Below are 24,027 nucleotides of genomic sequence, written 5' to 3'. Positions count from 1 at the left end.
TATGACAACACACAGCAACTACAGCGCCTCGCTACTCGACTTCGTCAACACCGATACCACAGACATTGCCTCCTCATTACCGGGAGAACGTTCAATTTGGCTGCAGACGATTTCTCTACTCAAACAGCAATTCCAGCAACTGCCACACTTGGCAGGTGATGTCATTCTCGGCCTACAACATCAACAGCAAGCTTTGGATACCATTGTGCTCTACCGAGGCTTGATCTTCGTGATCGCGATGGATTTTAAGCAGCAAGTCTATCGCTCCGAGCTTGTCGATAGCCTTTTGTATCAAGCTCAATACTTAAAGCAGCACCATAGCGGCAGCCAGACTAAGTTGATTGTTCCGGTCCACATCGTCCCCAATGCTCTCCCTAAAGCGGGCGACATTTTTGTTTCAGAGCAGCTTATCGCCAATACCATGTGCGATACTGGAGAGCATCTAGCGCTGTTACTCGAACACTTCGCTAATCAGTACAAAGATGATCAAATCATCCTCACTGACTGGTTAGCGAGCATTGAAACTGAGGCCTAGACGGCCACGTTAACGGGTCATCTTCTTGACAAACACCACCACAAATAGCGCCATGGTAAAGCTACCTAAAAACGCTTCGCAAGCGGCAATAAAGCGAGCAATGCCCACTGGAGAGATATCCCCATAACCGAGCGTTGTGAACGTCACGACACTGAAGTACAGCGAGTTAAAAAACTCCAATACGTAGAACTGCCACCCGGTGACCCCTTCGTAAATGGGATGCGCTCCTGTGGTATCGAGAAAAAAGTAGGCTAACGCACACACCATTATCAAGAAAATGGAGAACCCCACAACACGCAGTGGATCTTCTCCGTAACCACAAAACAGGTCGACCAACTTAGAAATAATCCGCTTGGTACTGAAACGAGACATTTGGTAACGACGAAAACGCATTTCACGCTTAAAAAAGTCGCCCGCCATCTCGAACAGCCCCTGCTTTTCACACTGCTTACGAATGTTGCGACATACCTCTTCCGCTTCTTGATAAAGCTGCGCAGCTTGGGGAGAACGTCGTTGTCGCATCGCTTGCTTGGCTTCTAACTCTTGCTTAAGAAAGCGGCCCCACTCAATGTTTTCGAGTTTCGCGCGCGCTAAATCGGCACCGAGTAAATTACACCCACCGAGTTTGGCACAGTGGAGATTAGCGCCGATCAACTTTGCTTTCATCAAAGATGAACCGCGTAAATCTAAGCCAAAAAAATGCGCATCGGTGAGATTGGCCCGATAAAAATCGGCCCCTCTGCACTGGTAACCGTCTTTACAGCCACGGTTCACTAAGTCGATATCTTCTAGGTCGGTTCTTGCCAACTGAAATCCGTCTAAAGGTTTACCTGCTGCGACCCATTGCTCAACCTCGTCTTTAATATTGTCATTGCTTTTATCGACGTTAGGATCATGCCAGTAACAGAGACCGGACTCCCCACTCGGTTGATCGCAGCACCAGCCATCAGGATTTTGATAGCTGCATCGGCCAGATTGAGATTTCATGTACGCTGCCTCTTATCTGTCTGTCAAACCTCCTCATCCGACAGAGCTAATAATAAGTGTAGTGGCAGATCGATCTCTCGCCATATCATTTAGCAATTCACCTGTCACACAGAAGGGAATTTTTTATATTTTCCAAATAGATAAAATAACACCATTATCAAATAAACACGCTAATGTAGCTCGACAACGCCGTTGCGGCCTAGGCTTCACCGTGTTCGCTCTCTACCTGTTGACGCAACCACTGTTTAAACAGGCGCGTATATGGATCTTCGGTGTGCGTAATCACAAAATACCCGGCATTGGCACTGATCGGCTTAAAGGGCGCAACCAAACGCTGCTGTTCAATTTCATTGCCGAGTAGCGCAACCCGGGCTAAAGCAATCCCAACGCCCGCTTCAGCTGCCGACATCGCCATATCGGTACGATTAAAAAAATGGCCTTGATGAGTCGGAAACTCAAGCTGCTGCGTTGCCGCCCAAAAGCGCCATTCGTGGTCTTTACTCGCCCCAAGCCAAGGCATCATGTCGTGCAGTAAAGTCACCTGATGCCATGTCTGACTGTCTTCAGTAATACTTTTATGACGGTTGAAGTATTCTCGACTCATAACAGGAAGCAGCGACTCAGCGAGAATAAGCTCCGCATCCGGGTTCTTGTAGGGCAATGGACCGTAGTCGATGGCGATATCAAAGTTGCGCTTGTCACTATCAACCAGGGCACCTTCAGCGACAGTGTGAATTTGTACATCTGGGTATTGGCGGTGGAATTTTTCTAATCTTGGCACCAACCATTTAAACGCAAAAGACGGTGTCAGCTTAAGTCTAATCTGTTTTCGCTCAGAGACTTGAGTCAACTGAAACACATTTTCCTCAATCGCTGCGAGATGATGATTGGTGGCGTCGACCAACTTTGCTCCCAGTTCGGTTAAACGAACCCCGCGAGCGTGGCGTTCAAACACACTAAAACCCAATCGCTGTTCAATTTGTTGTAACTGCTGACTTACCGCCCCCACCGTGAGGCTCAAGTCTTTCGCCGCACTGGTTAAGCTTTGATGTTTCGCCACGGTGCAGATTAAGTGCACACCATGAAGTATCGTTGATTTCATACAAGCCTTTAGTTTTACTAAAACCTACTATCAATTCTTATCGATTGTTAATCGAATGTAAATTGCGCATGCTTGGCAAAATTTAATAGTGTGAGAGATACGTGTGAAAGTCGTAGTTTTGGGAAGTGGCGTCGTCGGATTGACGAGCGCATGGTACTTGTCGCAAGCAGGTTGCGAGGTGACGGTTATTGATAGGCAATCAAGAGCCGCAGAAGAAACCAGCTTTGCCAATGCTGGTCAGATTTCATATGGTTACTCGTCCCCTTGGGCCGCGCCCGGTATTCCGAGCAAAGCGATTAAATGGCTGTTTGAGCAGCACGCGCCGCTTAAAGTAAAGCCCTCGCTCAGCCCTGAGCTGATTCAATGGGCGGGTAAGATGTTGCTCAACTGTCAACTCGATAAATACCGCATCAATAAAGCCCGGATGCTCACTGTCGCCAATCGCAGCCGAGCGTGTTTAGCGAAACTAAATCAACAATATCAACTGGACTATCAAGGACGAAGCCAAGGTACCTTGCAGCTCTTTCGTACTCACGCACAGCTCAGCGCGGTAGAGAAAGACATGAAATTGCTTGAAGAGAGCGGGACGCGCTATCAACTACTGGATAGCGCTCAGTGTCTAGCTCAAGAGCCGGGACTTGCGAACATGCAAGGGCAACTGGTTGGCGGCCTCTATCTCCCAGATGACCAAACAGGCGACTGTTACCTGTTTTGCCAACAGCTGCAAAAGATGGCCAAGCAAGCTGGGGTACGTTTTATGTTTGATACCAACATCAAAGGGCTAATGACAGAAGGAAAACAGGTCGTGGCGGTGAACACAGATCAAGGGACTATCGAAGGTGACCGTGTTGTTGTGGCGCTAGGAAGCTATTCGAAACAGTTGCTACAACCGCTAGGGATCGATGTGCCTATTTACCCTGTTAAAGGTTACTCATTGACGTTACCTGTTATTGATGAACTACAGGCCCCCACCTCCACTATTATGGATGAAACCTATAAAGTGGCACTCACTCGGTTTGACCAGCGAATTCGTGTTGCTGGTACCGCAGAGCTCGCTGGTTTTGACGCTACTCTACCCGATGAGCGCCTGGCGACACTCAACCATGTCGTGAGTAATTTGTTTCCCCAAGGCGTCGACTTCTCTCAAGCTGAATATTGGACAGGCTTTCGTCCGATGACACCAGACGGCACACCCATTATTGGCCAAACTCCACTGACCAATCTCTATACCAACACCGGCCACGGAACCTTGGGCTGGACCATGGCATGTGGTTCGGCTGAAATCCTAACGGAGATCATCACCCGTTCAGGCAAGGTCACCACTGAGGCGCTTAGTGTGGCGCGTTATGCGAAGTCTGCTTAGCACAATCTCGCACCATATAAAACGCTACACCGAACTCAATTAGCCAAATATTTGATCGTTCAGTGTAGCCTATTTTTGTGTTTATTATTAACGCGCCTTTTATTCACTGTGCGTATATAGCTCAAACAAATCAGTTGAATAGCCCCACCTATCACTAACGATTAACATTTTTTTAGCACTTTGTGTTTGCTGTCACGCTAATCAACACTAATAGATAAATAAATTAACAATTACGTTACAGAAAGGGTAATATCCTGTTCAGAAAACAACCATTACAAAACAGAACAGGGAAAATACTTATGCAGTCATTTGTTGATTTTCTGAATGGAATCATCTGGAGTCCGGTACTGATTTATTTGTGCTTGGGTGCTGGTTTGTTCTACTCAATCATGACTCGTTTCGTGCAAATTCGTCACTTCACTGAAATGTGGCGTCTATTACTTTCAGGAAAGAGTTCGTCGAAAGGCATCTCATCCTTCCAAGCGTTAGCCGTTTCGCTTTCGGGCCGTGTCGGTACAGGTAACATTGCCGGTGTGGCAGCGGCAATCGGGTTTGGTGGCCCAGGGGCGGTCTTCTGGATGTGGGTGGTTGCCTTCTTTGGTGCTGCCACAGCCTACGCCGAATCGACCTTGGCGCAAATCTACAAAGAAGAAGACAACGGCGAGTTCCGTGGTGGCCCTGCTTACTATATTGAGAAAGCAATGGGACAAAAATGGTATGCGTGGATCTTCGCTATTGCGACCATATTCGCCTGTGGTTTCCTACTCCCTGGCGTTCAATCCAACAGTATCGGTAACGCTGTCGAAGCGGCGTTTGGTTCTGGCGCTATGATTGAAACCGCCATGGGTACCTTCAGTTTTGCTAAAATCCTGACCGGTACCATCATCTCGGTGATCTTAGCTTTCATCATCTTTGGTGGTGTGAAACGTATTGCTAACTTCACTCAAATTGTGGTGCCTTTTATGGCATTGGCCTACATTATCACCGCCTTTGTGATCATCCTGCTCAACATCGGTGAAGTGCCGCGTGTGTTCTCAATGATTGTCGGCGATGCATTCACACCAATGGCAGGGGTCGGTGCGGCTATCGGTTGGGGTGTAAAACGTGGTGTTTACTCTAACGAGGCTGGTCAAGGTACGGGCCCACACGCAGCGGCAGCAGCAAGTGTTGATCACCCAGCGCAGCAAGGTTTGGTTCAATCCTTCTCTATCTACATCGATACATTACTGGTCTGTTCTGCAACCGCGTTTATGATCATCATCACTGGTGCATACAACGTTCACGGCGCTGAAGGCTTCCTCGTTCAAAACCTAGGTGCAGATATTGCCGCAAACGGCCCTGTGTTTACCCAAATGGCGATTGAAAGTGCGCTTCCGGGCATTGGTAAACCTTTCATCGCGATTGCGCTGTTCTTCTTTGCCTTTACAACCATTTTGGCTTACTACTACATCGCAGAAACTAATGTGGCGTACATTCGTCGTACCATTAAAGTCAATGGCGTGATGTTCTTGCTCAAAGTTGCACTCATTGCGGTCGTTTTCTACGGCACCGTAAAAACGGCAAACCTCGCCTGGGCATTGGGTGATGTGGGTGTTGGCCTGATGGCATGGCTAAACATTGTCGGTATTCTGATCATCTTCTTTATGTCTAAGCCCGCATTGAAAGCGCTAAAAGACTATGAAGAGCAACAGAAGCAGGGTGTTACTGAGTACACATTCAACCCAGTGAAACTTGGCATTAAAGGCGCCGACTATTGGGAAGATAAGTACCGTCGTAAAACCGGAAAACAGCCACAAGCCGAAGCGCCTGAGACAAAACCTGTCGAACAGCCATCGACTTAATCGCTAAAAATGACAAAGCAGTGGCAAAAAAAGGGGTTAGCTTGACGCTAACCCCTTTGTTATTCCCGTTCCATCCTGGTACTTCAGGCAAGTATCAGGCTGTTAAACTCTGTTCGTTACGCCGACACTTGCTCGAGTTCAACGTGTTGTGCCGCCTTCTTATCACCGATAGGCAAAATAGTGCGGCCATACTCATTATTAAGCACTTGTGCCATCGCAAAGTAGATCGCACTCGCACCACAGAAGATACCTTCAAAGCCTGCAATCGTGCCAATAAACTCACTACCTGTGAAATCACGCGCCGCGAGTAGGAAGAACAAAATCGTGAGTGAGCCGAACACAACCTGCTTCGCCACTGGGTAGCAAAGTGAACCGATGAACATAAAGCCAGTGAACACACCCCAAAGCAGTAGGTACCAGCCCATAAAACTCGCAGGGCTCGCAGGTAGGCCCATGTAAGGCATAACGATCAAGCCGACTAAGGTCAGCCAAAATAGGCCGTATGAAGTGAACGCCGTAGTACCAAAGGTGTCGCCACGCTTAAAGCACATCATACCAACCAGTACTTGGCTAAGACCACCGTAGAAGATCCCCATTGCCAAAATCATGGAATCAATGGGAAAAAAGCCTGCGTTGTGGATATTGAGCAGGATGGTTGTCATACCGAAACCCATCAGGCCAAGTGGAGCTGGGTTTGCCAGTTTTGTTGACATTTTGCACACCTTTAAAAAAAGTTAATAAAATTTACGCGCGAAGTTTAATAAAGCTCCCCCGAAACACAAATGTGTTTTTTCACAAACTAAGTTTGCGCTTTTGCTCGTCACGACTTCGCTCGCAGTTCACTAAATAGTCAGCGGCTGACTCACCGCTATGCTTTACTATCTATAGCGATGAAAAAGTGGGGTATCGTCGATTGAGACTATTCAGTGTTGAACAAATGAAAATTCACGTCTGCAAGGCCATTTTGCGTCACCGTGTGCCAGTTCACTCGATAAGCAAGCTGCTATGTGTCTTGATGGTAAGCCTGGTTTGTTATGCTCCCACTTTCGCTCAAGCCGATGAGCGTAATGTGCTAATCCTCAACTCCTACCACAGCAGTTTCCCTTGGACAGATAATCTGGTTAACACCATTAAAAATGAACTGGCGAAATCAGGTTACCATTCGCTTGATATCGAGTTTATGGACACCAAAGAGTACGGCTTTGGCGAAGAGTATGTTCAGCGCTTAAGAAGTGACTATCTCTATAAGTTTAAAGACAAAGATCTCAGTTTAGTCATTACAACCGATGATAATGCACTTAACTTTGTCCGTCGGTTTCACAATGAAATTTTCAATAACAGCCCCGTTGTTTTTGTCGGCGTAAATAATGTCTCATTAGCTGAAGTATTAGATCGACATCTATTTACCGGCGTTTTTGAAGTGGAGCCCTTTGTAGAAAATGTCGAATTGATATTGGACATCAATCCTAAAGTAGAAAAAATATTACTCATTTTTGACAAGACACCGACAGGGGAAGCTCGTTGGAATACTGTATCCAAAACCTTTACTCAGTTTCCAGCGGTCACCTTTGAACGTATTTATGGCAAAGAAACGCTAAGTGAATTAGAAAATTACGTCAACACACTGTCTGACGACACCGGGATTATTTTCGGCTCTTACTACAGTGATGCTTCCAACCGCTATGTCTCGCTTGCGGAAGGGGCCAACCGTATCAGCACCGCATCAAGCCAACCAGTCTACGCCATGCATGAACAGCTGATTGACTACGGCGTGACGGGAGGCAAAGTGATTAACGCTAAAAAGTCGGGGCAGCTAGCGGCAAGCCAAGCCATTCAGATCCTCAAAGGCACCTCCACCGCCAAGATCGACATGATCCAACAAGATATTGGCAGCTATATTTTTCGCCATGACCGACTGGTCAAATACAATATCTCTCCTTCAGTACTGCCCTCTTCTTCTTATATTATTGACCAACCTTTTAACCCATGGAGAGAGTACTGGCTACAAATATTGGTGACTAGCTTACTATTAACGGTGCTACTGATTACGAATATCGCGTTATTTAAGAACGTCAAGAAAAGGGAAAGTATTCAGCGTCAACTTGAGGAGAGTAACTTACTGTTGGATAGAGAGGCCAATATTGACACGCTCACCGGGTTAAAAAATCGGTTTAACTTCCAAAGTTGGTTGAAGACGATTAAATACGATTCGAGTGACTATATCGTCGTCTATATTGATATCGACCAGTTCAAGCTCATTAATGATTATTACGGTCATAAAACAGGCGATAGTATCGTCAACCAGGTAGCCAAACGACTCGAGAAAGAAGTCCCCCAAGCCCAAAGTGTTTATCGGATTGGCGGCGACGAGTTTTGCCTTGTATTTTCAGCCGATGGAAAAGAGTCGAATGAGGTTGCCGCGTCGATCATCCACTGCTTTTATCAACCCTATTACGTGGAAGATGAAGCGAGCGTAAAAGTGACTGTTAGTGGCGGTATGATTCACACGGCTCAGCTCAGTGATCCCTCCGATTCGCTCAAATACACGGATATTGCACTGTATCAGGCTAAAAGCGCAGGCGGAAACAAGATCTTACCCTATGTCCAAGAGTACGACTCCGATGTTGCGCAACTCAACAATGCCAGTGCACAAGTACAAAAGCTTATCCGAGAGCAACGTGACTTTGATTTCCACGTTCAGCCGATCGTTGAGATGAAAACGCGACACATTGTGGGGTACGAAATGTTACTCCGTCTCCGCTATGACGATGGCTCAGGCATACCACCACCACTTGTTGTGCGAGCATGTGAACTGACTGGTGCCATCCATACACTCACCGTTGAAACGTTCAAAGCAGCATGCCGTTTCCTTGCGATGTCGGACCCAAACACCTTTTTGACGATCAATCTGAGTCACGCACAGCTTATGGTTACCGACGTATTGGATGAACTAGAGCTTCAATTTAGAACAAGTGGTCAAGATGTTCATCGTCTCATCATTGAAATTACCGAAGACAAATTCCTCGAAGAGTCGACATTTATCGACACCCTCAACGAGTTTAAAGCGAGAGATATTCGTTTGGCCTTGGATGACTTTGGTAGCGGTTACTCTTCTTTGTCTTGCTTAAAAAGTATCCCTTTGTACATTTCAAAGCTCGATAAGTGTTTTGTGACGCATCACGCCTACTCTAAGAAATCGTTAACCCATCTTTGCCATTTATGCTCTAGCTTAGGTTTGAGGGTGCTGGCTGAAGGTATCGAAGATCTCAGTGATTATGAGTTGTGTCTCAAATCGGGAGTAGAGTTAGGGCAAGGATACTATTTCTCTCGTCCAATCCCATTCGAACAAGCCATCGAGCTCTCTCTCGCTGCGAGTTCAAGTGCAAACTAAAGGTTAAAATAAAAAGCAAAGCCCGAGTAAAGAGCTTTGCTTTTTTCATTCGACTGACTATGGCTCAACGACTCGTCGTTGAGCCATTTAACGATTCATGCGCCCTAAGCTACTGGCAGGAAATTTCATCCCAGAACCAATTTGATTGAGTGGGTGACTCCCACACTCCTGGGCCATTTTTGGCAATAAAGCACTTACCGTTATAAGTCACTTTGTCACCATCTGCAACTTGGCTTTGCCCCGGCTGCCATTGAATAAAGGTATCTGGAACCGGTGTTGGGTCTGGTGTCGGCTCAGGATCCGGTGTTGGATCAGGAGTCGGCTCAGGGGCTGGTTCAGTCGGCGTACCTGATACTAATTCCCACGGCCCACCAAGAGCAGGATCGTCGCCTTGTGTCCACCACTTCGCTTTATACGTTGCCCCTTGATGAGTGACTTCTTCCCCACCTGTGTACACTTTGTTTGCATCCCAATCGGTGTCATTTCCTGGTCCCGTACCAGGGTCAACAGGGTCGAGTTCATCGACAACGCGCACTTCAGGCCAACTCGCATGAGAGCCATAGAAGTTACTGACACATTTTTCGTAATCGCCGGCCACTAAAGCCGAGTAAGCGGTTTGAAATCCGACCAACTCACACTCAAATGAGTAACCACCGGGGCGATCAGCGTAATATTTCCAGTTGCCATCCCAGTTGGTGTAAAGCACATCCGTTGCGCCATTGAGATTCAAACTGCCATAGGGCGTTTGTTGCCAACAGGTGTCTTTTTCGTCCGCTTCTAACGGAATTTGATAGTGATCCGATAAGCCTTGCCAGTAACGAATACGGTTGACAGGCTGACCTTTGTCTTTGTTTTGCTCACCACACTCTATACCGCCATTGATGATATTGATGGTGGTACCAAAGCCATAACCGATCCCAGCATCGATTTCACGCTGTGATGGCGTCCAAGTTTTATCGATAACATGCAACATGGCAGGCTTAGGCGCTTGGGGAGTGAGGAAGAACCAAATCGCCGAGGCTAAATTCAACCAAGAATCCGCGACTAAACCGGGGTTATTGAGTAACACAGAAGCATCACCGTCATACATCGCCTCAGAGAAAGCGCCATAGTTAAAATGGTATGACAGCTGCTTAGCGCCACGTCCAAAATAGCCCTGTCCTGCGGCGCAAGGCCATTTCTTGTTTTGCCAATCGTTCTGACCACAACCTGTCGTATAGCCTTCTTGCCCTTCCGACCAACCCATCTCTCGAACATGAACCAGCGCTTGCTGCCACTCTTCCAGCGCCAGAGGGTTATCAGACACATTGTCTTTCGCAATATGCCCCCCGGTTTCTTGTGCAAAATGGGCAAAGGCGGTCACAATCGAACGCTTACAAATCGCATCAGAATCGCGTCCATCCGTGTATTCAGCACAAAAGGCGGGGAACTTACCAATTGCACGCAAAAACCGCGTATATGTGTACTCTGGTGCGGCCATATGAGTCAGAAAATCCCACTCTTGACGTGGGAAAACGCGCTCTGCTCGCTTAACGTTATCTGGGTTTGTTGCCAAGCCCGAATCAATCGCTTCAACAATACTATTCGGTGCCGTGCGCAGTGCTTGAGACCAAATTTGGTACATAGGATTGGCGGTTTTTTGTTGTTCCACCGCTTCAATGTCAGCACGTGAAATCACATAGCCAGTTGGATTTTCTGGGTCAGGCTGAATATTCATTGTCGCCCAGGTAGGAGACGCGGCAAGAACCGCGAGTACGGTAAGGTAGCGTGTTTTGTTCATCGAACTAGTCCTTGTGTCAATTGCTGCCACAAGACTAGAAAAAAGCGCCTAGAGCTGCACGTAAAGAGTATTGCCCAAACGTTAAGTTGCGAGACAGTGTTCAAATACAACAGATGACTTTACTGAGTGTTAGAAAAAATTGTTGGGTTGCTTCAAAAATTATTTTGTTAATTATCAATAATCAACTTCCAACTCGCGAACAATACGCAATAAAAAACCAGCCCGAAGGCTGGTTTTGTCAAAACACTCGAAGCGGATTATTCCCACTCAATTGTCGCTGGTGGCTTACCAGAAATGTCGTAAACGACACGGGAAATACCGTCAACTTCGTTGATAATACGGTTAGATACTTTACCTAAGAAGTCATATGGTAGGTGCGCCCAATGCGCTGTCATAAAGTCGATAGTTTCAACGGCACGTAGCGATACCACCCAATCGTACTTACGGCCATCGCCCATTACGCCAACAGAGCGAACGGGTAGGAACACCGTGAACGCTTGAGAGACTTTGTTGTACAGGTCTGCTGCGTGCAGCTCTTCAATGAAGATAGCGTCAGCACGACGTAGCAAATCACAGTACTCTTTCTTGATCTCACCAAGAACGCGAACACCTAGACCTGGACCAGGGAATGGGTGGCGGTAAAGCATGTTGTAAGGAAGACCGAGCTCTAGACCTATCTTACGAACTTCATCTTTAAACAGCTCACGTAGTGGCTCAACTAGACCCATTTCCATATCTTCTGGCAGGCCGCCCACGTTGTGGTGTGATTTGATCACGTGCGCTTTACCAGTTTTAGATGCGGCAGACTCGATAACGTCTGGGTAGATAGTACCCTGAGCTAGCCATTTCGCGTTTTTCAGCTTCTTCGATTCTTCATCGAATACGTCTACGAATACGTGACCGATAGTCTTACGTTTTTCTTCTGGATCAGACTTACCTTCAAGAGCAACAAGGAAACGCTCTTCTGCGTCAACTTTGATGATGTTTAGGCCGAACTTGTCGCCAAACATTTCCATCACTTGCTGACCTTCGTTGAGACGAAGTAGGCCGTTATCAACGAATACACAGGTGAGTTTGTCGCCAATCGCGCGGTGAACCAGCATAGCAACAACGGATGAATCCACACCACCCGATAGACCTAGGATCACTTCATCGTCGCCCACTTGCTCTTTAATGCGAGCAACGGCATCTTCGATGATAGATTCTGAAGTCCATAGACGCTCACAACCACACACGCCAAGAACAAAGTTCTCGAGCATTTGTAGGCCTTGTTTGGTGTGCGTCACTTCTGGGTGGAACTGAACGCCGTAGTATTTCTTCTCTTCGTTCGCCATTGCAGCGTAAGGACAGGTGTCTGTCTCACCAACTTTTACGAAATCTGTTGGGATTTCTACAACTTTGTCACCGTGGCTCATCCATACATCTTGAATCGCTTCAAGATCTTTAAACAGAGAAGATTCGCCAGAAATTTTAACTTGTGCGTAGCCAAACTCACGCTCGTTTGAGCCCGCGACTTTACCACCTAGCTGCTCTGCCATGGTCTGCATGCCGTAACATACGCCAAAAACAGGAACACCTGAGTCAAATACATATTGAGGTGCGCGAGGAGAGTTTTCTTCCGTTACGCTTTCAGGACCACCAGATAGGATGATGCCATCTGGGTTGAATTCGCGAATATCCGCTTCTTCAACATCCCAGCTCCATAGTTCACAGTAAACGCCGATTTCACGTACGCGACGTGCGACAAGTTGGGTGTACTGAGAACCGAAGTCCAAGATCAGAATACGTTGGTCATGGATATTTTTAGTCATTTTGAGCAGTCTTTTTAGGCTAAGTGATTAAAACCGAGGCGAGTGTACTCGCCTCATCTTAATGCTTCAAGGAAAAAGCAAACGTTTACGCTAGGCTATTAGTTACCTAAACGGTAGTTTGGTGCTTCCTTAGTGATCTGAACGTCGTGTACGTGAGATTCTTGCATACCCGCGCCAGAGATACGTACAAATTCAGCTTTAGTACGCATGTCTTCGATTGTTGCGCTGCCTGTTAGGCCCATGCTTGAGCGTAGACCACCCATTTGTTGGTGTACGATCTCTTTTAGGCGGCCTTTGTATGCGATACGACCTTCGATGCCTTCAGGAACAAGCTTGTCTGCTGCGTTATCAGACTGGAAGTAACGGTCAGAAGAACCTTGAGACATCGCGCCTAAAGAGCCCATACCACGGTAAGCTTTGTAAGAACGGCCGTTGTAAAGAATCACTTCGCCCGGTGCTTCTTCTGTACCAGCAAACATAGAACCAACCATCACACATGATGCACCCGCTACGATGGCTTTACAGATATCACCAGAGAAACGGATACCACCGTCGGCAATGACTGGAATACCGTATTCGTTCGCGACTTCAGCCGCATCTGCGATGGCTGTAATTTGAGGAACACCCACACCCGTTACGATACGAGTAGTACAGATAGAACCAGGGCCGATACCCACTTTCACTGCGCTTACGCCAGCTTCGATAAGTGCTCTTGCACCAGCACCTGTTGCTACGTTACCGCCGATGATGTCTAGATCTGGGTGAGCCGCACGAGTTTCACGAATACGCTGTAGAACGCCTTCAGAGTGACCGTGAGAAGAATCGATAAGTAGTACGTCGACGCCTGCTTCAACCAGTGCCGCAACACGCTCTTCGTTACCCGCACCAGCGCCAACTGCTGCGCCAACGCGTAGACGACCACGTTCATCTTTACATGCGTTTGGTTTACGTTCTGCTTTATGGAAGTCTTTTGCCGTGATCATACCGGTTAGTTTGAACTCATCGTTCACTACCAGTACTTTTTCAACGCGCGCTTCGTGCATTTTCTCTTGAACTTCTTCGCGAGTTGCACCTTCGTTTACAGAAGCGAGACGCTCTTTAGGCGTCATTACTGCAGATACTTTCTTAGATAGGTCAGTGACAAAGCGTACGTCACGGCCAGTGATGATACCGACCAGTTCGTTGTGCTCTGTTACTACAGGGAAGCCCGCAAAACCGTGTTTATCAGTCAAAGCGACTACGTCAGCGATGGTTGCGTCTGGGTTCACTGTCACAGGGTCTGACACAACGCCAGCTTCGAAGCTCTTTACTTTTCGAACTTCACCAGCTTGTTGCTCAATAGACATGTTCTTGTGGATAAAGCCAATGCCACCCTCTTGCGCTAGCGCAATCGCTAGGCGAGCTTCCGTTACGGTGTCCATTGACGCCGAAATCATAGGGATGTTTAAGCTAATGTTCTTAGTTAGCTGAGTGCGAAGATCAGCTGTGTTTGGGAGAACGGTGGAGTGTGCTGGCACAAGGAGTACGTCGTCGAATGTCAGCGCTTCTTTGGCAATTCTTAGCATTTGCAATATCTCACAATTAGAGGAGTAAAAAGACAACCCAAAGTCTCATCGTTTCGCATAATGAGGGCAGCAAGTTTAAGAAAATCTACTGCATTTGGATTAGATATTGCGGACGGATTATACGGCCTAGGAAATCGCTTGGCTACACATTTTTCTATTTTTTATTTGCAATTACCCCCTTGATATGTATTATATTGCCGCTAATTTCCATACCCACGCCTACGAGATTAGCTGTGTCTTCTCTGACCAATCAAAACATTTTCACTGTTTCTCGTCTTAATGCTGAAGTCCGTTTGTTACTCGAAAATGAAATGGGCATTGTTTGGTTAGTCGGTGAAATTTCTAACTTTTCCGCCCCCGTCTCTGGCCACTGGTATCTGACACTTAAGGATTCGCGCGCGCAAGTAAAATGCGCCATGTTCCGTGGTAACAATCGTCGCGTTACGTTCAAGCCTCAAAACGGAAATCAGGTACTGGTTAAAGCACGCTTGTCTTTGTATGAACCACGTGGTGATTACCAATTGATCATCGAATCGATGCAGCCTGAAGGGGATGGTCGATTACAGCAGCAGTTCGAAGAACTTAAGATGAAACTAGCGGCGGAAGGATTGTTTGCTCAAACCAACAAACGGCCGCTCCCTGAGCACCCGCAACGTGTGGGAATCATCACTTCAAAAACCGGCGCAGCGCTGTTTGATATTCTTGATGTACTTAAACGTCGTGATCCTTCACTGCCTGTCGTTATCTATCCAACCATGGTTCAAGGGGATGCGGCGGCAATTGAAATCGCTCAAGCGGTTGGCCGTGCCAATAGCCGCAACGAATGTGACGTGTTAATCGTCGGCCGTGGTGGTGGTTCACTAGAAGACCTATGGTGCTTTAACAACGAAATCCTTGCTCGCACTATTGCAGCGAGCCAGATCCCGATTATCAGCGCCGTCGGTCATGAAGTGGATGTCACGATTGCCGACTTTGTCGCTGACATGCGCGCCCCGACGCCATCAGCCGCAGCTGAGCTGGTGAGTCGAGATAATAGCCATAAAGAGCAGGCGTTTGTCGCGCGTCAGCAAAAGCTGATGAGTGCCATGCGCTATTACCTCAGTCAACAGAGCAAGCTATCGACCTCGCTAACTCACCGTTTGGAAAGGCAGCATCCGAGCTATCAACTGCAACGCCAAAGCCAACAACTCGACGAGTTACAACTGCGTTTACAACGTTCTATGGATCGCTTTATTGCTGCGCATTTACAAAAAGTCGAACGTCATCAATACAAACTCCAGTTGCACTCGCCAGTAAAACGACTCAATCAGCAAAAGTCGTCTTTACAGTATTTGGAACAAAAGCTGTTCGATACGATGGATCGTAAACTGCTTAACACCCGCCACCAGCTCTCTCTCGCGGCAGAAAAACTCGATACCGTAAGCCCGCTCGCGACGCTAAAACGTGGTTACTCGATAACTCAGAATGAGCAAGGAAAAGTTATTACCCAAGCGACTGATGTCAAAACGGGCGACACTTTGGTCACCCGTTTATCTGATGGCGAAATCCGTTCGACCGTCAATTAGTCTTTTACGTGGAACTCAAATAGCACTCGAGACTTAGATTTCAACTCGTTGCATTGATTACAGAAATAGTTCGCCGCGCCGCACGCTTGAAGCTTCTCCAGTTGAGCGGCGCAATCCGGACAATATCCGACCTTATCAAAACTACACTGACACTGCTTACAGTGATATTGCCCCGTCCATTCAAGAGCTTGGTGGCAACGGGGACAAGAATTTTCGTTCATACTCTTCTCAACTAGCACTTGGTTTACACTTAATTTAGCGCACCACTGATCCCTTGCCATGATCCTGATCACGTCGGCTATTGTGCTTTACTTGATACATCTTTTGGTCTGCTTGTTTAATGAGCTGCTGCAAAGAGACCAATCGGCGTATTTCACAAACCGCCTTACCGACGCTGACTCGCACCTGGAGATCCTCGACGGCCATCAAATGCGCCAGTTGTTCGGTAAACTGCTTCTCCAACTGATTGAACGCTTGCTTGTCATCAGAAAAAGCAAAAGCAACAAACTCATCGCCACCATAGCGGCCATTAAGACTGCAGCGGTTAAAGACCTGATTGAAGATCTCCCCTACCCGAGCCAGCACTCTATCGCCCACTTCATGACCATGGATATCATTAATCTGCTTAAAATGATCAATGTCGGCAAAAAAACACGCGATGTAGTTAAGTTCGGTGTTTAAACAATCACTTGCTTGCTGCAATAGCGCGCGCCGATTCAAACACCCTGTTAAGGAGTCATAGCGAGCGTGATAGTACAATTGGTGTTCAAGATCGTACTTCTCCCATGCGACCGCATAGAGTGAGGCGAGCATTTGCAATACTTCGAGTTCATGAGGCTCGGGCTTTGCCGGCTCATGACTGTAAATTGCAAAGGTGCCCATCGCAGTTTGGGTACGAGAAAGAATAGGCACTGACCAACAAGCATGCAGATTGGCTTGGCGGGTAAGCGCGCTAAATACAGCCCAATTGGGGTGCTGGTCGATATTTTCGACCACGACACTCTGTTTTGAGTATGCAGCAGCACCGCAAGACCCCACTTGAGGCCCGATCGTCACGCCTTCGACCGCGCTATTATAAAACTCGGGTAAGCTGGGGGCTGAAGTTTATTGGTTTGACTATCGAGCCTCAGGATCGACGCTCTTCGCTTACCAAACCAGCTTTCAGAAAGTTCGACAACGCGGCGATTAAGCTCTTCTTTGCCCATTCCTAGTGCGAGTTTAGTGAGCAACGTATTTACTTCTCTGTGAGCGGTGAGAAGTTTAAAGTAACTCATTGTGGCTGACTCAATTTATATTTCTAATTTACAGGATAAAGTAGCATAAAACCCTGTTTCATACGTCGATCGCCACCTCATAACGACCACTATTGATAGGGTTAACCTGATGGGTCCCTGAGAAGATCAATGTTTAAGATCAAACTCTGATCTTCGGCTAAATCCATTTTGATCAGCGATCTGGCGAATAAAGAACATTTATATAACCACACACCGAAAGCATAAGTTACATATGCTGCATTTGGATTTATATAAGAACAAAACACTAATTACCTAATGAAAATTGCCATTTATAAGTTTTTAATAAAAAGATCGCTTTTCAACTTAACGCAATTACACACCTGTGTTTTTCAACCAACTCAGCTTCGTAAATACGCTTTAACCGCCGTTAACCTGAGGTCTTCGATAAATTCGTGTAGGCCTGCCCACACGCCCATGAGCGAGAAAAGCTTCAAGGTCGCCCTGGTCGACGCCTGTATCGAGGTAGCGTCTCGCGGTACTTTTACTGATAGAAAAACGTTCCGCGATGTCACTGACACTCAACTCAATGTTGGCATGACTAAACTGGTCGACAATCTGACGTAATGTGTAAGCATCGGCAGCGCCGTTTTTACGCTGAACTTCGCCACGCTGGAACAAGCTATCAAGCTCTGTTTGCTGTAAACTTTGACCATGAGTCAAGGTATGCTGCATCATGCAGTACTTATCCAAGCTGTTAGCTAAGCGTTGATAGTCGACGGGCTTGACCAGATAGTCAAACACACCATGACGCAGCGCCTTTTGCACCGTTTCAACATCGTTCGCTGCTGTCACTAAGATACTCTCGGGCCTATGTGGCAAACCGTGTAATTGCGGTAAAAAATCGATACCAAGCCCGTCAGGTAAATAATTGTCGATGAGCACCAAGTCATAGGCGCACTCCGTCAGATGTTGCTTAGCCTCTGCAAGCGAAACACAAGTATCAAGTCTTTGAAAACGCTTGTCGCGTGCGATGAACTGACGATGGAGAGTCGCAATGTCACTATCATCTTCGATAATGAGTACGTTATGCATTTCTTACCTCTGGAAAATAGATAGTAAACTGGGTTTCATCTTGATCGCTGTCTAGTTCGATATAGCCTTCTGCTGCTTCGACCACCGATTGGACTAAGTGCATTCCAATTCCGTGTTCATGGAAGTCACTTTTGGTTGTGAAGCCCAATTGGCATAAGCTATCCAAACTGACCTGGATCATAGGACCATTGTTTGCCACTGCGAGCACGCGCTCGCTGGGAGTTTGGTACATGACAACCCGAATTTGACCTTGCTCGCTGCCTTCTAAAGCTTCGATACTATTATTGATTAAGTTGGCCAGTAGCGAGCTTAAGGCCTGTTCGTCGAGCTTGTTAGGCAGCGCCTGCCAACCGTGCAGCTCACTTAAATCAACGTGGATGTTTTTCTCTGCGGCTTTACCTAAATGCGACAATAACAACCCAGAAATCAAAGGGAGCGATTGCAACTGAGCAACACTGTCCATATTGGCCTGATTCGTTTGGGACTGGCTCAGTAGCATTTCGAGCGCTTGGTCAACATGACCGAGTTGTAACAGCCCAGTGACCGTCGAGAGTTTGTTTTGATGTTCATGGCGAGTCACACGGATAGACTCTAAATAGCTGCTTACCTGGCTAATTTTGTTCGAGAGCAGTTGCAGCTCTTTCTGCGCTCGGAGGCTAAATACAGCCCCTCGTTCCGATTCAGGGTCAAGCGCCAATGTCACGCGAGTCAATACCAAGTTACGGCCATTAATGCGCACCAGTCGGTCAATAAAATCGCTGCCGTGTAAGCGAAAGTGTTGAGGATCGGCTAATAGGTTTGAGAGTGGTTGTGGCAAGTTGAGTTCTTTATCGATACCGAGCAACTCTTGCGCAGAGTCATTACACAAATACACCTCCCCTTGAGCATTAAGCGCCAATATTCCTTCGTGCGCTGCTTGCAACACCCCGGCGCTGGTTTGCAAAGTCTGCTGCAGTTGCCACGGCTCCATATGTTGCATCTTGTCACGTATATATTCAGAAAACCGCCAAGCTGCCAAGCCAGATAACAAAACACTGACGATAGTAAACAGAATAAGCGGCGATAACGTTTGTTCGTTTAAGATTGCGATGGTTTGCAGCAAATAACCGACTTTTATCATGCCAACAATGGTGCCAGTGTCATCAATGAGTGGCGATATATAGCGAACAGAAGGCCCTAACGATCCGACACTGTAGGACAGATAAGAGTCCCCCGTAGTTAATGCACGCTCGATATCTCCCCCCACGACCGGCAAGCCAACACGATTGGCCAGTGGATGGGCAAGACGGATGCCTCGCTCATCGCTGACCGTAATAAAGTCAGCATCGGTTGCTTGTTGCAACCTACGAATCATCACTCCCACTTGGTCCTTGTCACCGCGCTTTACAGCCGCAATCAAAGAAGGCAACTGAGCGAGTTGCTGAGTCTGAACTTGGGCCCTCAACGCAACTTGTTCATCCAGTACCTGGTTTAACCGCTCAGTAGCGACCAACCACCATCCAATGGAACCTAACGTGAGTGCACCACAAAGGAGTATCGTGAGATGCATGGTAAAGGAGCGGGGAAAAATTCGCGTGGCCATGATGTGATTCTTTCGGTTAATTCAGTGCAAGAATACGTGGTTGTTCACCTAACTTCAGCGCTAATCACCGCTAAGTTGAACAAGATCTCATTAGTGACGTTTATCAGCTTTATTATTTTAATGCCGTTAATCTCAACGTTATTTCAGTCAAGATTTGCTCTAGTTTGAAGAGTGAACACTCGCCAAGTCCTCTGACATGACTTTTTGATTTATAACAGTTTTTTGATAGCAAGAGCTCGCTAAGTTAGAGAAAAATCTAAGGAGGGTTTTATGCTAACTTCAAGTAATATGCGGCTACTCATGCTGGCAATCATAGGGGTCATACTATGGTTTAGCCCCATTCCACAAGGGCTGACAGAACAAGCTTGGCAAATGATGACTGTCTTTGTCGTCACGGTTCTTAGTTTGATCATTGCGCCTCTCCCCTTAGGAGCGATGGCGCTGATCGGACTCACCGCCGCCACTCTATTGGATGTGCTGCCGATTAGAACCGCTCTGACCGGGTTTGCACATCCGACAATTTGGATGATCGCAGCGGCGTTTTTCATTTCCCGTGGCTTTATCAGTACTGGTTTTGGCCGTCGAGTAGGTTATTGGTTTATCTCCAAGCTCGGCCATAACTCACTTGGTTTGGCTTATGGCCTCGTACTGACAGACTTACTGTTTGCTCCGGCCACACCCAGCACCACCGCTCGCTGTGGGGGGATTATCTCGCCGCTATTTCGTTCGGTCGCCAACGCCTATGACTCCGACCCTGAAAAAGGGACCGAGAACAAAATCGGTGCCTTTCTAGTTCAATGTATCTTCCAGTGCAACGCGATTACCTGTGCCATGTTTCTTACCTCAATGGCCGGTAACCCACTCGCGGCAAACTTTGCCAAAGAGCAAGGGGTTGAGATCACTTGGGGCGCTTGGGCGTTAGCCGCAATTGTTCCAGGTATTATCTGCTTATTTCTTATTCCTCTAGTGATGTATTTAGTCTTTCCACCTGAGTTGAAAAAAACGCCAGAGATGCGACTTATCGCCAGGCAGAAGCTGGCCGAAATGGGGACTATGACTCGCAATGAGTGGATGGTAGGGATCACCTTTGTTGGGATGGTCAGTCTCTGGGTACTGGGCCCAACGTTAGGAATTCACTCAACCGTTACGGCCTTGCTGGGATTAGTCTTTTTGCTGATTACCCGCACGATTACTTGGGATGCCGTGTTACAAGAAAAAGAAGCTTGGCACACCATCACTTGGTTCGCGGTATTGGTCATGATGGCCGCACAACTTAACAAGTTGGGTTTTATCGCTTGGTTTGGTGACATGATCGCCAATTCACTATCAGGTTATGGCTGGTTGAGTACCTTAGCGATTCTGCTGCTCGTCTACTACTACAGTCACTATTTAATGGCGAGCGCAATGGCCCATATCAGTGCTATGTATTCTGCGTTTCTTGCGATAGCGATTGCCGCAGGCGCGCCGCCAATGTTAGCTGCTATCGTGTTAGGTATATTTAGCAACCTGTACATGTCAACAACCCACTACTCTTCCGGCCCGGCTCCAATACTGTTTGGCGCTGGCTTCCTCTCGTTACAAAACTGGTGGAAGATTGGTTTTGTCTTTTCACTCATCGTCATTCCTGTATTTTTCTTCATTGGCGGTGCCTGGTGGAAAATTCTCGGAATGTGGTAACAATAAAGCCCGCTTCGGCGGGCTTTGATTTTATTGTGGACGCACCAGAGTCAGCATCTCGATATGTTGTTCGTCAAGCTGAGTGAGTGTGACCTCTATTGTGGCAAACTCACTTAAGCTTTGTGCGTGTGTACCACCGCACGGGATGATCGCCACCGCTCCTTCCCCTAGATCGCACTGCCAATAACGTGAATCGGTGAGGCTTTCACCATGACACTCTATTTCAATCGCGGCCGACAAGGCTAACCATTGACAAAGCTGTGCATTCACCTTGTGCTCTATATCGCTCAGATTAGCCAACATATCACCGCTGTTTAGGCCTCGTTTGCGCAGTGTTTTCCCCAAGCGATAGGTGTCAGTGCATCGTTCTGGCGTAACAAAACTGGTGACCTGTGCGTAACTGTTAAAATCATAGTAGCCGTGAGGATCTTTGCGCTCGGCGTCTTTACGCCAGTATTGCTGCTCGACAAGCACCTTATTGAGTGCCAAATAGGCCAAATGCCCTGCACTATGCCCGCGGCTCAACGCCTGCTGATGCGCTTTATCCACCACCAGCTCAACGTGCTGTCGCACATCAATACCATCGACCTCTTTTGCTAGGCAATGCACCACAACAAATACCCAACCAGGCTCGTCTCGTTTTACCGGAATCGCCTTTCCAACGTAGAGCTCACCACTGACCAACTCGACCGCACCGACTTGGCAATCAAGTACAGCATGACCATTGAGATATCCTTGGTCCGCCGGATGGTCTGGCCAAATGTGACTGACGGGATGAAAAGGCGTTTGTTCTGTCACGACATAAAGAAAATCACTGCCTAGCTCTACTCGCTGAACGTGTGATTGAAGTTGCCATGTTGCGTGACAAAAACGAATGATGGTCGGATTCATGATGTTGTTCCTTAAAAAAAGCGCCGATATGATATCGGCGCTTTAACTCTAGTGTGCATTGAAACAGGCGTTACTTTTTACGATTTTTCATCATCCCCATCAAGCGTTTACGTTTACGCTCTTGAGACAATGTCATCTTGTTCGATTTACCCTCAAATGGGTTATCGCTGTTTTGGAACTGAATTCGGATTGGTGTTCCCATGATTTCCAATGACTTACGGAAGTAGTTCATCAGATAACGTTTATACGAATCTGGGAGTTCGTTCACTTGGTTACCATGAATAACCACGATCGGTGGGTTGTATCCCCCTGCGTGCGCATATTTCAGTTTCACACGGCGACCACGAACCAAAGGTGGTTGGTGATCTTCGGTCGCCATCTTCATAATACGGGTGAGTACAGAGGTTCCAACGCGAGTCGTCGCTGACTTGTACGCCTCTTGAACCGACTCAAACAGGTGACCCACACCCGTGCCATGTAAAGCAGAAATAAAGTGAATACGGGCGAAATCAACAAAACCCAAACGACGGTCGAGCTCTTTCTTAACGTGCTCTTTGACGTCCATATCCAAGCCATCCCACTTATTGACCGCAATAACGATAGAGCGACCAGCATTAAGAGCAAAGCCAAGTAGGCTCAAATCTTGATCGGAGATATTTTCGCGTGCATCAATGACCAAAAGAACAACGTTGGCATCCTCTACCGCTTTTAACGTTTTAACCACCGAGAACTTCTCTACGGTTTCGTTAATGCGCTTACGACGACGTACACCGGCGGTATCAATCAGTACATATTCACGCCCATCGCGTTCCATCGGTATATAGATAGAATCACGTGTGGTGCCCGGCATATCATAAACAACGACACGCTCTTCACCTAAGATGCGGTTTGTGAGTGTCGATTTCCCCACGTTCGGACGGCCAATAATCGCCAGCTTGATCGGTTGATCTTGCAAACGCTTAAACTCAGCTTCCGCCTCTTCTTCACTGTATTCTAACTTCTCTTCTTCGCCATCTTCGAATTCGGTTAAGTCTTCGATTTCGCCGTTGGCTTCCTCCGCCATTTTCTCGGCAAAAGGGTTCAGTGCGCGGTCGATCAATGCGCCAACGCCTCGGCCATGAGCTGCGGCAATTTGGTACATGTTTTCAACACCGAGTTGCCAAAAATCAGCCGAGGCTGCATCAGCGTCAATACCGTCGACTTTGTTCACCACCAGCATCGAAGGTTTTTCGATTTTACGCAGGTGGCTGGCGATAGCGATATCTGACGGTGTCAGGCCAGCGCGCCCATCGACCATAAACAGAACCACATCTGCCTCGTCGATAGCGGCCAGTGACTGCTCTGCCATTTTGGTCTCGACACCTTCTTCGGTGCCATCAATACCACCGGTATCGATAACGATAAATTCATGTTCACCAAGCTTGGCTTGGCCGTACTTACGGTCACGAGTTAAGCCTGGGAAATCCGCAACCAATGCGTCGCGAGTACGAGTCAGTCGGTTAAACAATGTCGACTTACCAACATTTGGACGCCCAACAAGCGCAACAACAGGTACCATAACAACCTCTACAATATTCTTTTCTTTATGTAGTTATAGGTAACCACTCAAA

At 47.4% G+C, this 24,027-nt stretch carries 17 protein-coding genes and 1 pseudogene; 6 read left to right on the top strand and 12 right to left on the bottom strand.

The genetic code is table 11. The features are described from left to right. The first annotated feature begins 1 nt into the window (after position 1). Positions 2-535, top strand: a complete 534-nt coding sequence (locus FCU94_RS03715) for a hypothetical protein (RefSeq protein WP_176287200.1) — start codon at positions 2-4, stop codon at positions 533-535. A gap of 9 nt (positions 536-544) precedes the next feature. Here FCU94_RS03715 and FCU94_RS03710 read toward each other — a convergent pair whose 3' ends face one another. Both FCU94_RS03710 and FCU94_RS03705 read right to left on the bottom strand, forming a co-directional pair. Further along, positions 545-1,522, bottom strand: a complete 978-nt coding sequence (locus FCU94_RS03710) for an ion channel (protein ID WP_176287199.1) — start codon at positions 1,520-1,522, stop codon at positions 545-547. Positions 1,523-1,721: 199 nt separating this feature from the next. After that, positions 1,722-2,624 carry a LysR substrate-binding domain-containing protein gene (locus FCU94_RS03705; RefSeq protein ID WP_176287198.1) on the bottom strand — a complete coding sequence of 301 codons (903 nt, stop codon included), beginning with the start codon at positions 2,622-2,624 and terminating at the stop codon, positions 1,722-1,724. A gap of 103 nt (positions 2,625-2,727) precedes the next feature. Here FCU94_RS03705 and FCU94_RS03700 point away from each other — a divergent pair, with 103 nt between their 5' ends. Continuing rightward, positions 2,728-3,987 (top strand): D-amino acid dehydrogenase, encoded by a 1,260-nt coding sequence (locus FCU94_RS03700; RefSeq protein WP_176287197.1) that lies wholly within the window; start codon positions 2,728-2,730, stop codon positions 3,985-3,987. Between the two features lie 299 nt (positions 3,988-4,286). Beyond that, complete coding sequence (locus tag FCU94_RS03695) at positions 4,287-5,828, top strand: alanine/glycine:cation symporter family protein (protein WP_176287196.1); 1,542 nt, start codon at positions 4,287-4,289, stop codon at positions 5,826-5,828. A 116-nt stretch (positions 5,829-5,944) separates the two neighbouring features. Here FCU94_RS03695 and FCU94_RS03690 read toward each other — a convergent pair whose 3' ends face one another. Continuing rightward, the gene (locus FCU94_RS03690; protein WP_176287195.1) at positions 5,945-6,541 is read right to left on the bottom strand and encodes an acetate uptake transporter; all 597 of its coding nucleotides are present in this window, start codon (positions 6,539-6,541) and stop codon (positions 5,945-5,947) included. Between the two features lie 224 nt (positions 6,542-6,765). On the opposite strand from FCU94_RS03690, the gene FCU94_RS03685 reads away from it, so the two are divergent. After that, a complete protein-coding gene (locus FCU94_RS03685) occupies positions 6,766-9,219 on the top strand; it encodes an ABC transporter substrate binding protein (protein ID WP_176287194.1) in 2,454 nt (817 codons plus the stop codon). Between the two features lie 109 nt (positions 9,220-9,328). Here FCU94_RS03685 and FCU94_RS03680 read toward each other — a convergent pair whose 3' ends face one another. The 3 genes from FCU94_RS03680 to guaB all read right to left on the bottom strand — a co-directional run bounded on the left by FCU94_RS03680 (position 9,329) and on the right by guaB (position 14,375). Next, complete coding sequence (locus FCU94_RS03680; RefSeq protein WP_176287193.1) at positions 9,329-10,999, bottom strand: glycoside hydrolase family 19 protein; 1,671 nt, start codon at positions 10,997-10,999, stop codon at positions 9,329-9,331. Between the two features lie 257 nt (positions 11,000-11,256). Beyond that, positions 11,257-12,810, bottom strand: a complete 1,554-nt coding sequence (gene guaA / locus FCU94_RS03675) for a glutamine-hydrolyzing GMP synthase (RefSeq protein WP_176287192.1) — start codon at positions 12,808-12,810, stop codon at positions 11,257-11,259. Between the two features lie 98 nt (positions 12,811-12,908). Then, positions 12,909-14,375: an IMP dehydrogenase gene (gene guaB / locus FCU94_RS03670; RefSeq protein WP_176287191.1), complete on the bottom strand. Its 1,467-nt coding sequence runs from the start codon at positions 14,373-14,375 to the stop codon at positions 12,909-12,911. 233 nt (positions 14,376-14,608) lie between these two features. Here guaB and xseA point away from each other — a divergent pair, with 233 nt between their 5' ends. Then, on the top strand, positions 14,609-15,940 hold the full coding sequence (gene xseA, locus FCU94_RS03665; protein ID WP_176287190.1) for an exodeoxyribonuclease VII large subunit: 1,332 nt from the start codon (positions 14,609-14,611) through the stop codon (positions 15,938-15,940). Here the strand turns inward: xseA and FCU94_RS03660 are convergent. The 4 genes and pseudogenes from FCU94_RS03660 to FCU94_RS03645 all read right to left on the bottom strand — a co-directional run bounded on the left by FCU94_RS03660 (position 15,937) and on the right by FCU94_RS03645 (position 19,849). Next, positions 15,937-16,161: a zinc ribbon domain-containing protein gene (locus FCU94_RS03660; protein ID WP_176287189.1), complete on the bottom strand. Its 225-nt coding sequence runs from the start codon at positions 16,159-16,161 to the stop codon at positions 15,937-15,939. The two genes, xseA and FCU94_RS03660, sit on opposite strands and share 4 nt — an antisense overlap. Positions 16,162-16,195: 34 nt before the next feature. Continuing rightward, positions 16,196-17,214: pseudogene (locus FCU94_RS03655) on the bottom strand (sensor domain-containing diguanylate cyclase). A 378-nt stretch (positions 17,215-17,592) separates the two neighbouring features. Continuing rightward, on the bottom strand, positions 17,593-18,267 hold the full coding sequence (locus FCU94_RS03650) for a response regulator (protein WP_176287188.1): 675 nt from the start codon (positions 18,265-18,267) through the stop codon (positions 17,593-17,595). After that, a complete protein-coding gene (locus tag FCU94_RS03645; RefSeq protein ID WP_176287187.1) occupies positions 18,260-19,849 on the bottom strand; it encodes an ATP-binding protein in 1,590 nt (529 codons plus the stop codon). The genes FCU94_RS03650 and FCU94_RS03645 overlap by 8 nt, the downstream gene beginning before the upstream one ends. Positions 19,850-20,119: 270 nt before the next feature. Here FCU94_RS03645 and FCU94_RS03640 point away from each other — a divergent pair, with 270 nt between their 5' ends. Further along, positions 20,120-21,526 carry a DASS family sodium-coupled anion symporter gene (locus FCU94_RS03640; protein ID WP_176287186.1) on the top strand — a complete coding sequence of 469 codons (1,407 nt, stop codon included), beginning with the start codon at positions 20,120-20,122 and terminating at the stop codon, positions 21,524-21,526. 30 nt (positions 21,527-21,556) lie between these two features. Here FCU94_RS03640 and FCU94_RS03635 read toward each other — a convergent pair whose 3' ends face one another. Both FCU94_RS03635 and der read right to left on the bottom strand, forming a co-directional pair. After that, a complete protein-coding gene (locus tag FCU94_RS03635; RefSeq protein ID WP_176287185.1) occupies positions 21,557-22,417 on the bottom strand; it encodes an alanyl-tRNA editing protein in 861 nt (286 codons plus the stop codon). A gap of 70 nt (positions 22,418-22,487) precedes the next feature. Continuing rightward, a complete protein-coding gene (gene der, locus FCU94_RS03630; protein WP_176287184.1) occupies positions 22,488-23,975 on the bottom strand; it encodes a ribosome biogenesis GTPase Der in 1,488 nt (495 codons plus the stop codon). Positions 23,976-24,027 lie beyond the last annotated feature (52 nt).

Source organism: Vibrio sp. JPW-9-11-11, assembly GCF_013369335.1.
GTDB lineage: Bacteria > Pseudomonadota > Gammaproteobacteria > Enterobacterales > Vibrionaceae > Vibrio.
Note: the sequence above shows the minus strand (reverse complement) of the source record. Positions and strands in the feature narration are given on the sequence as shown.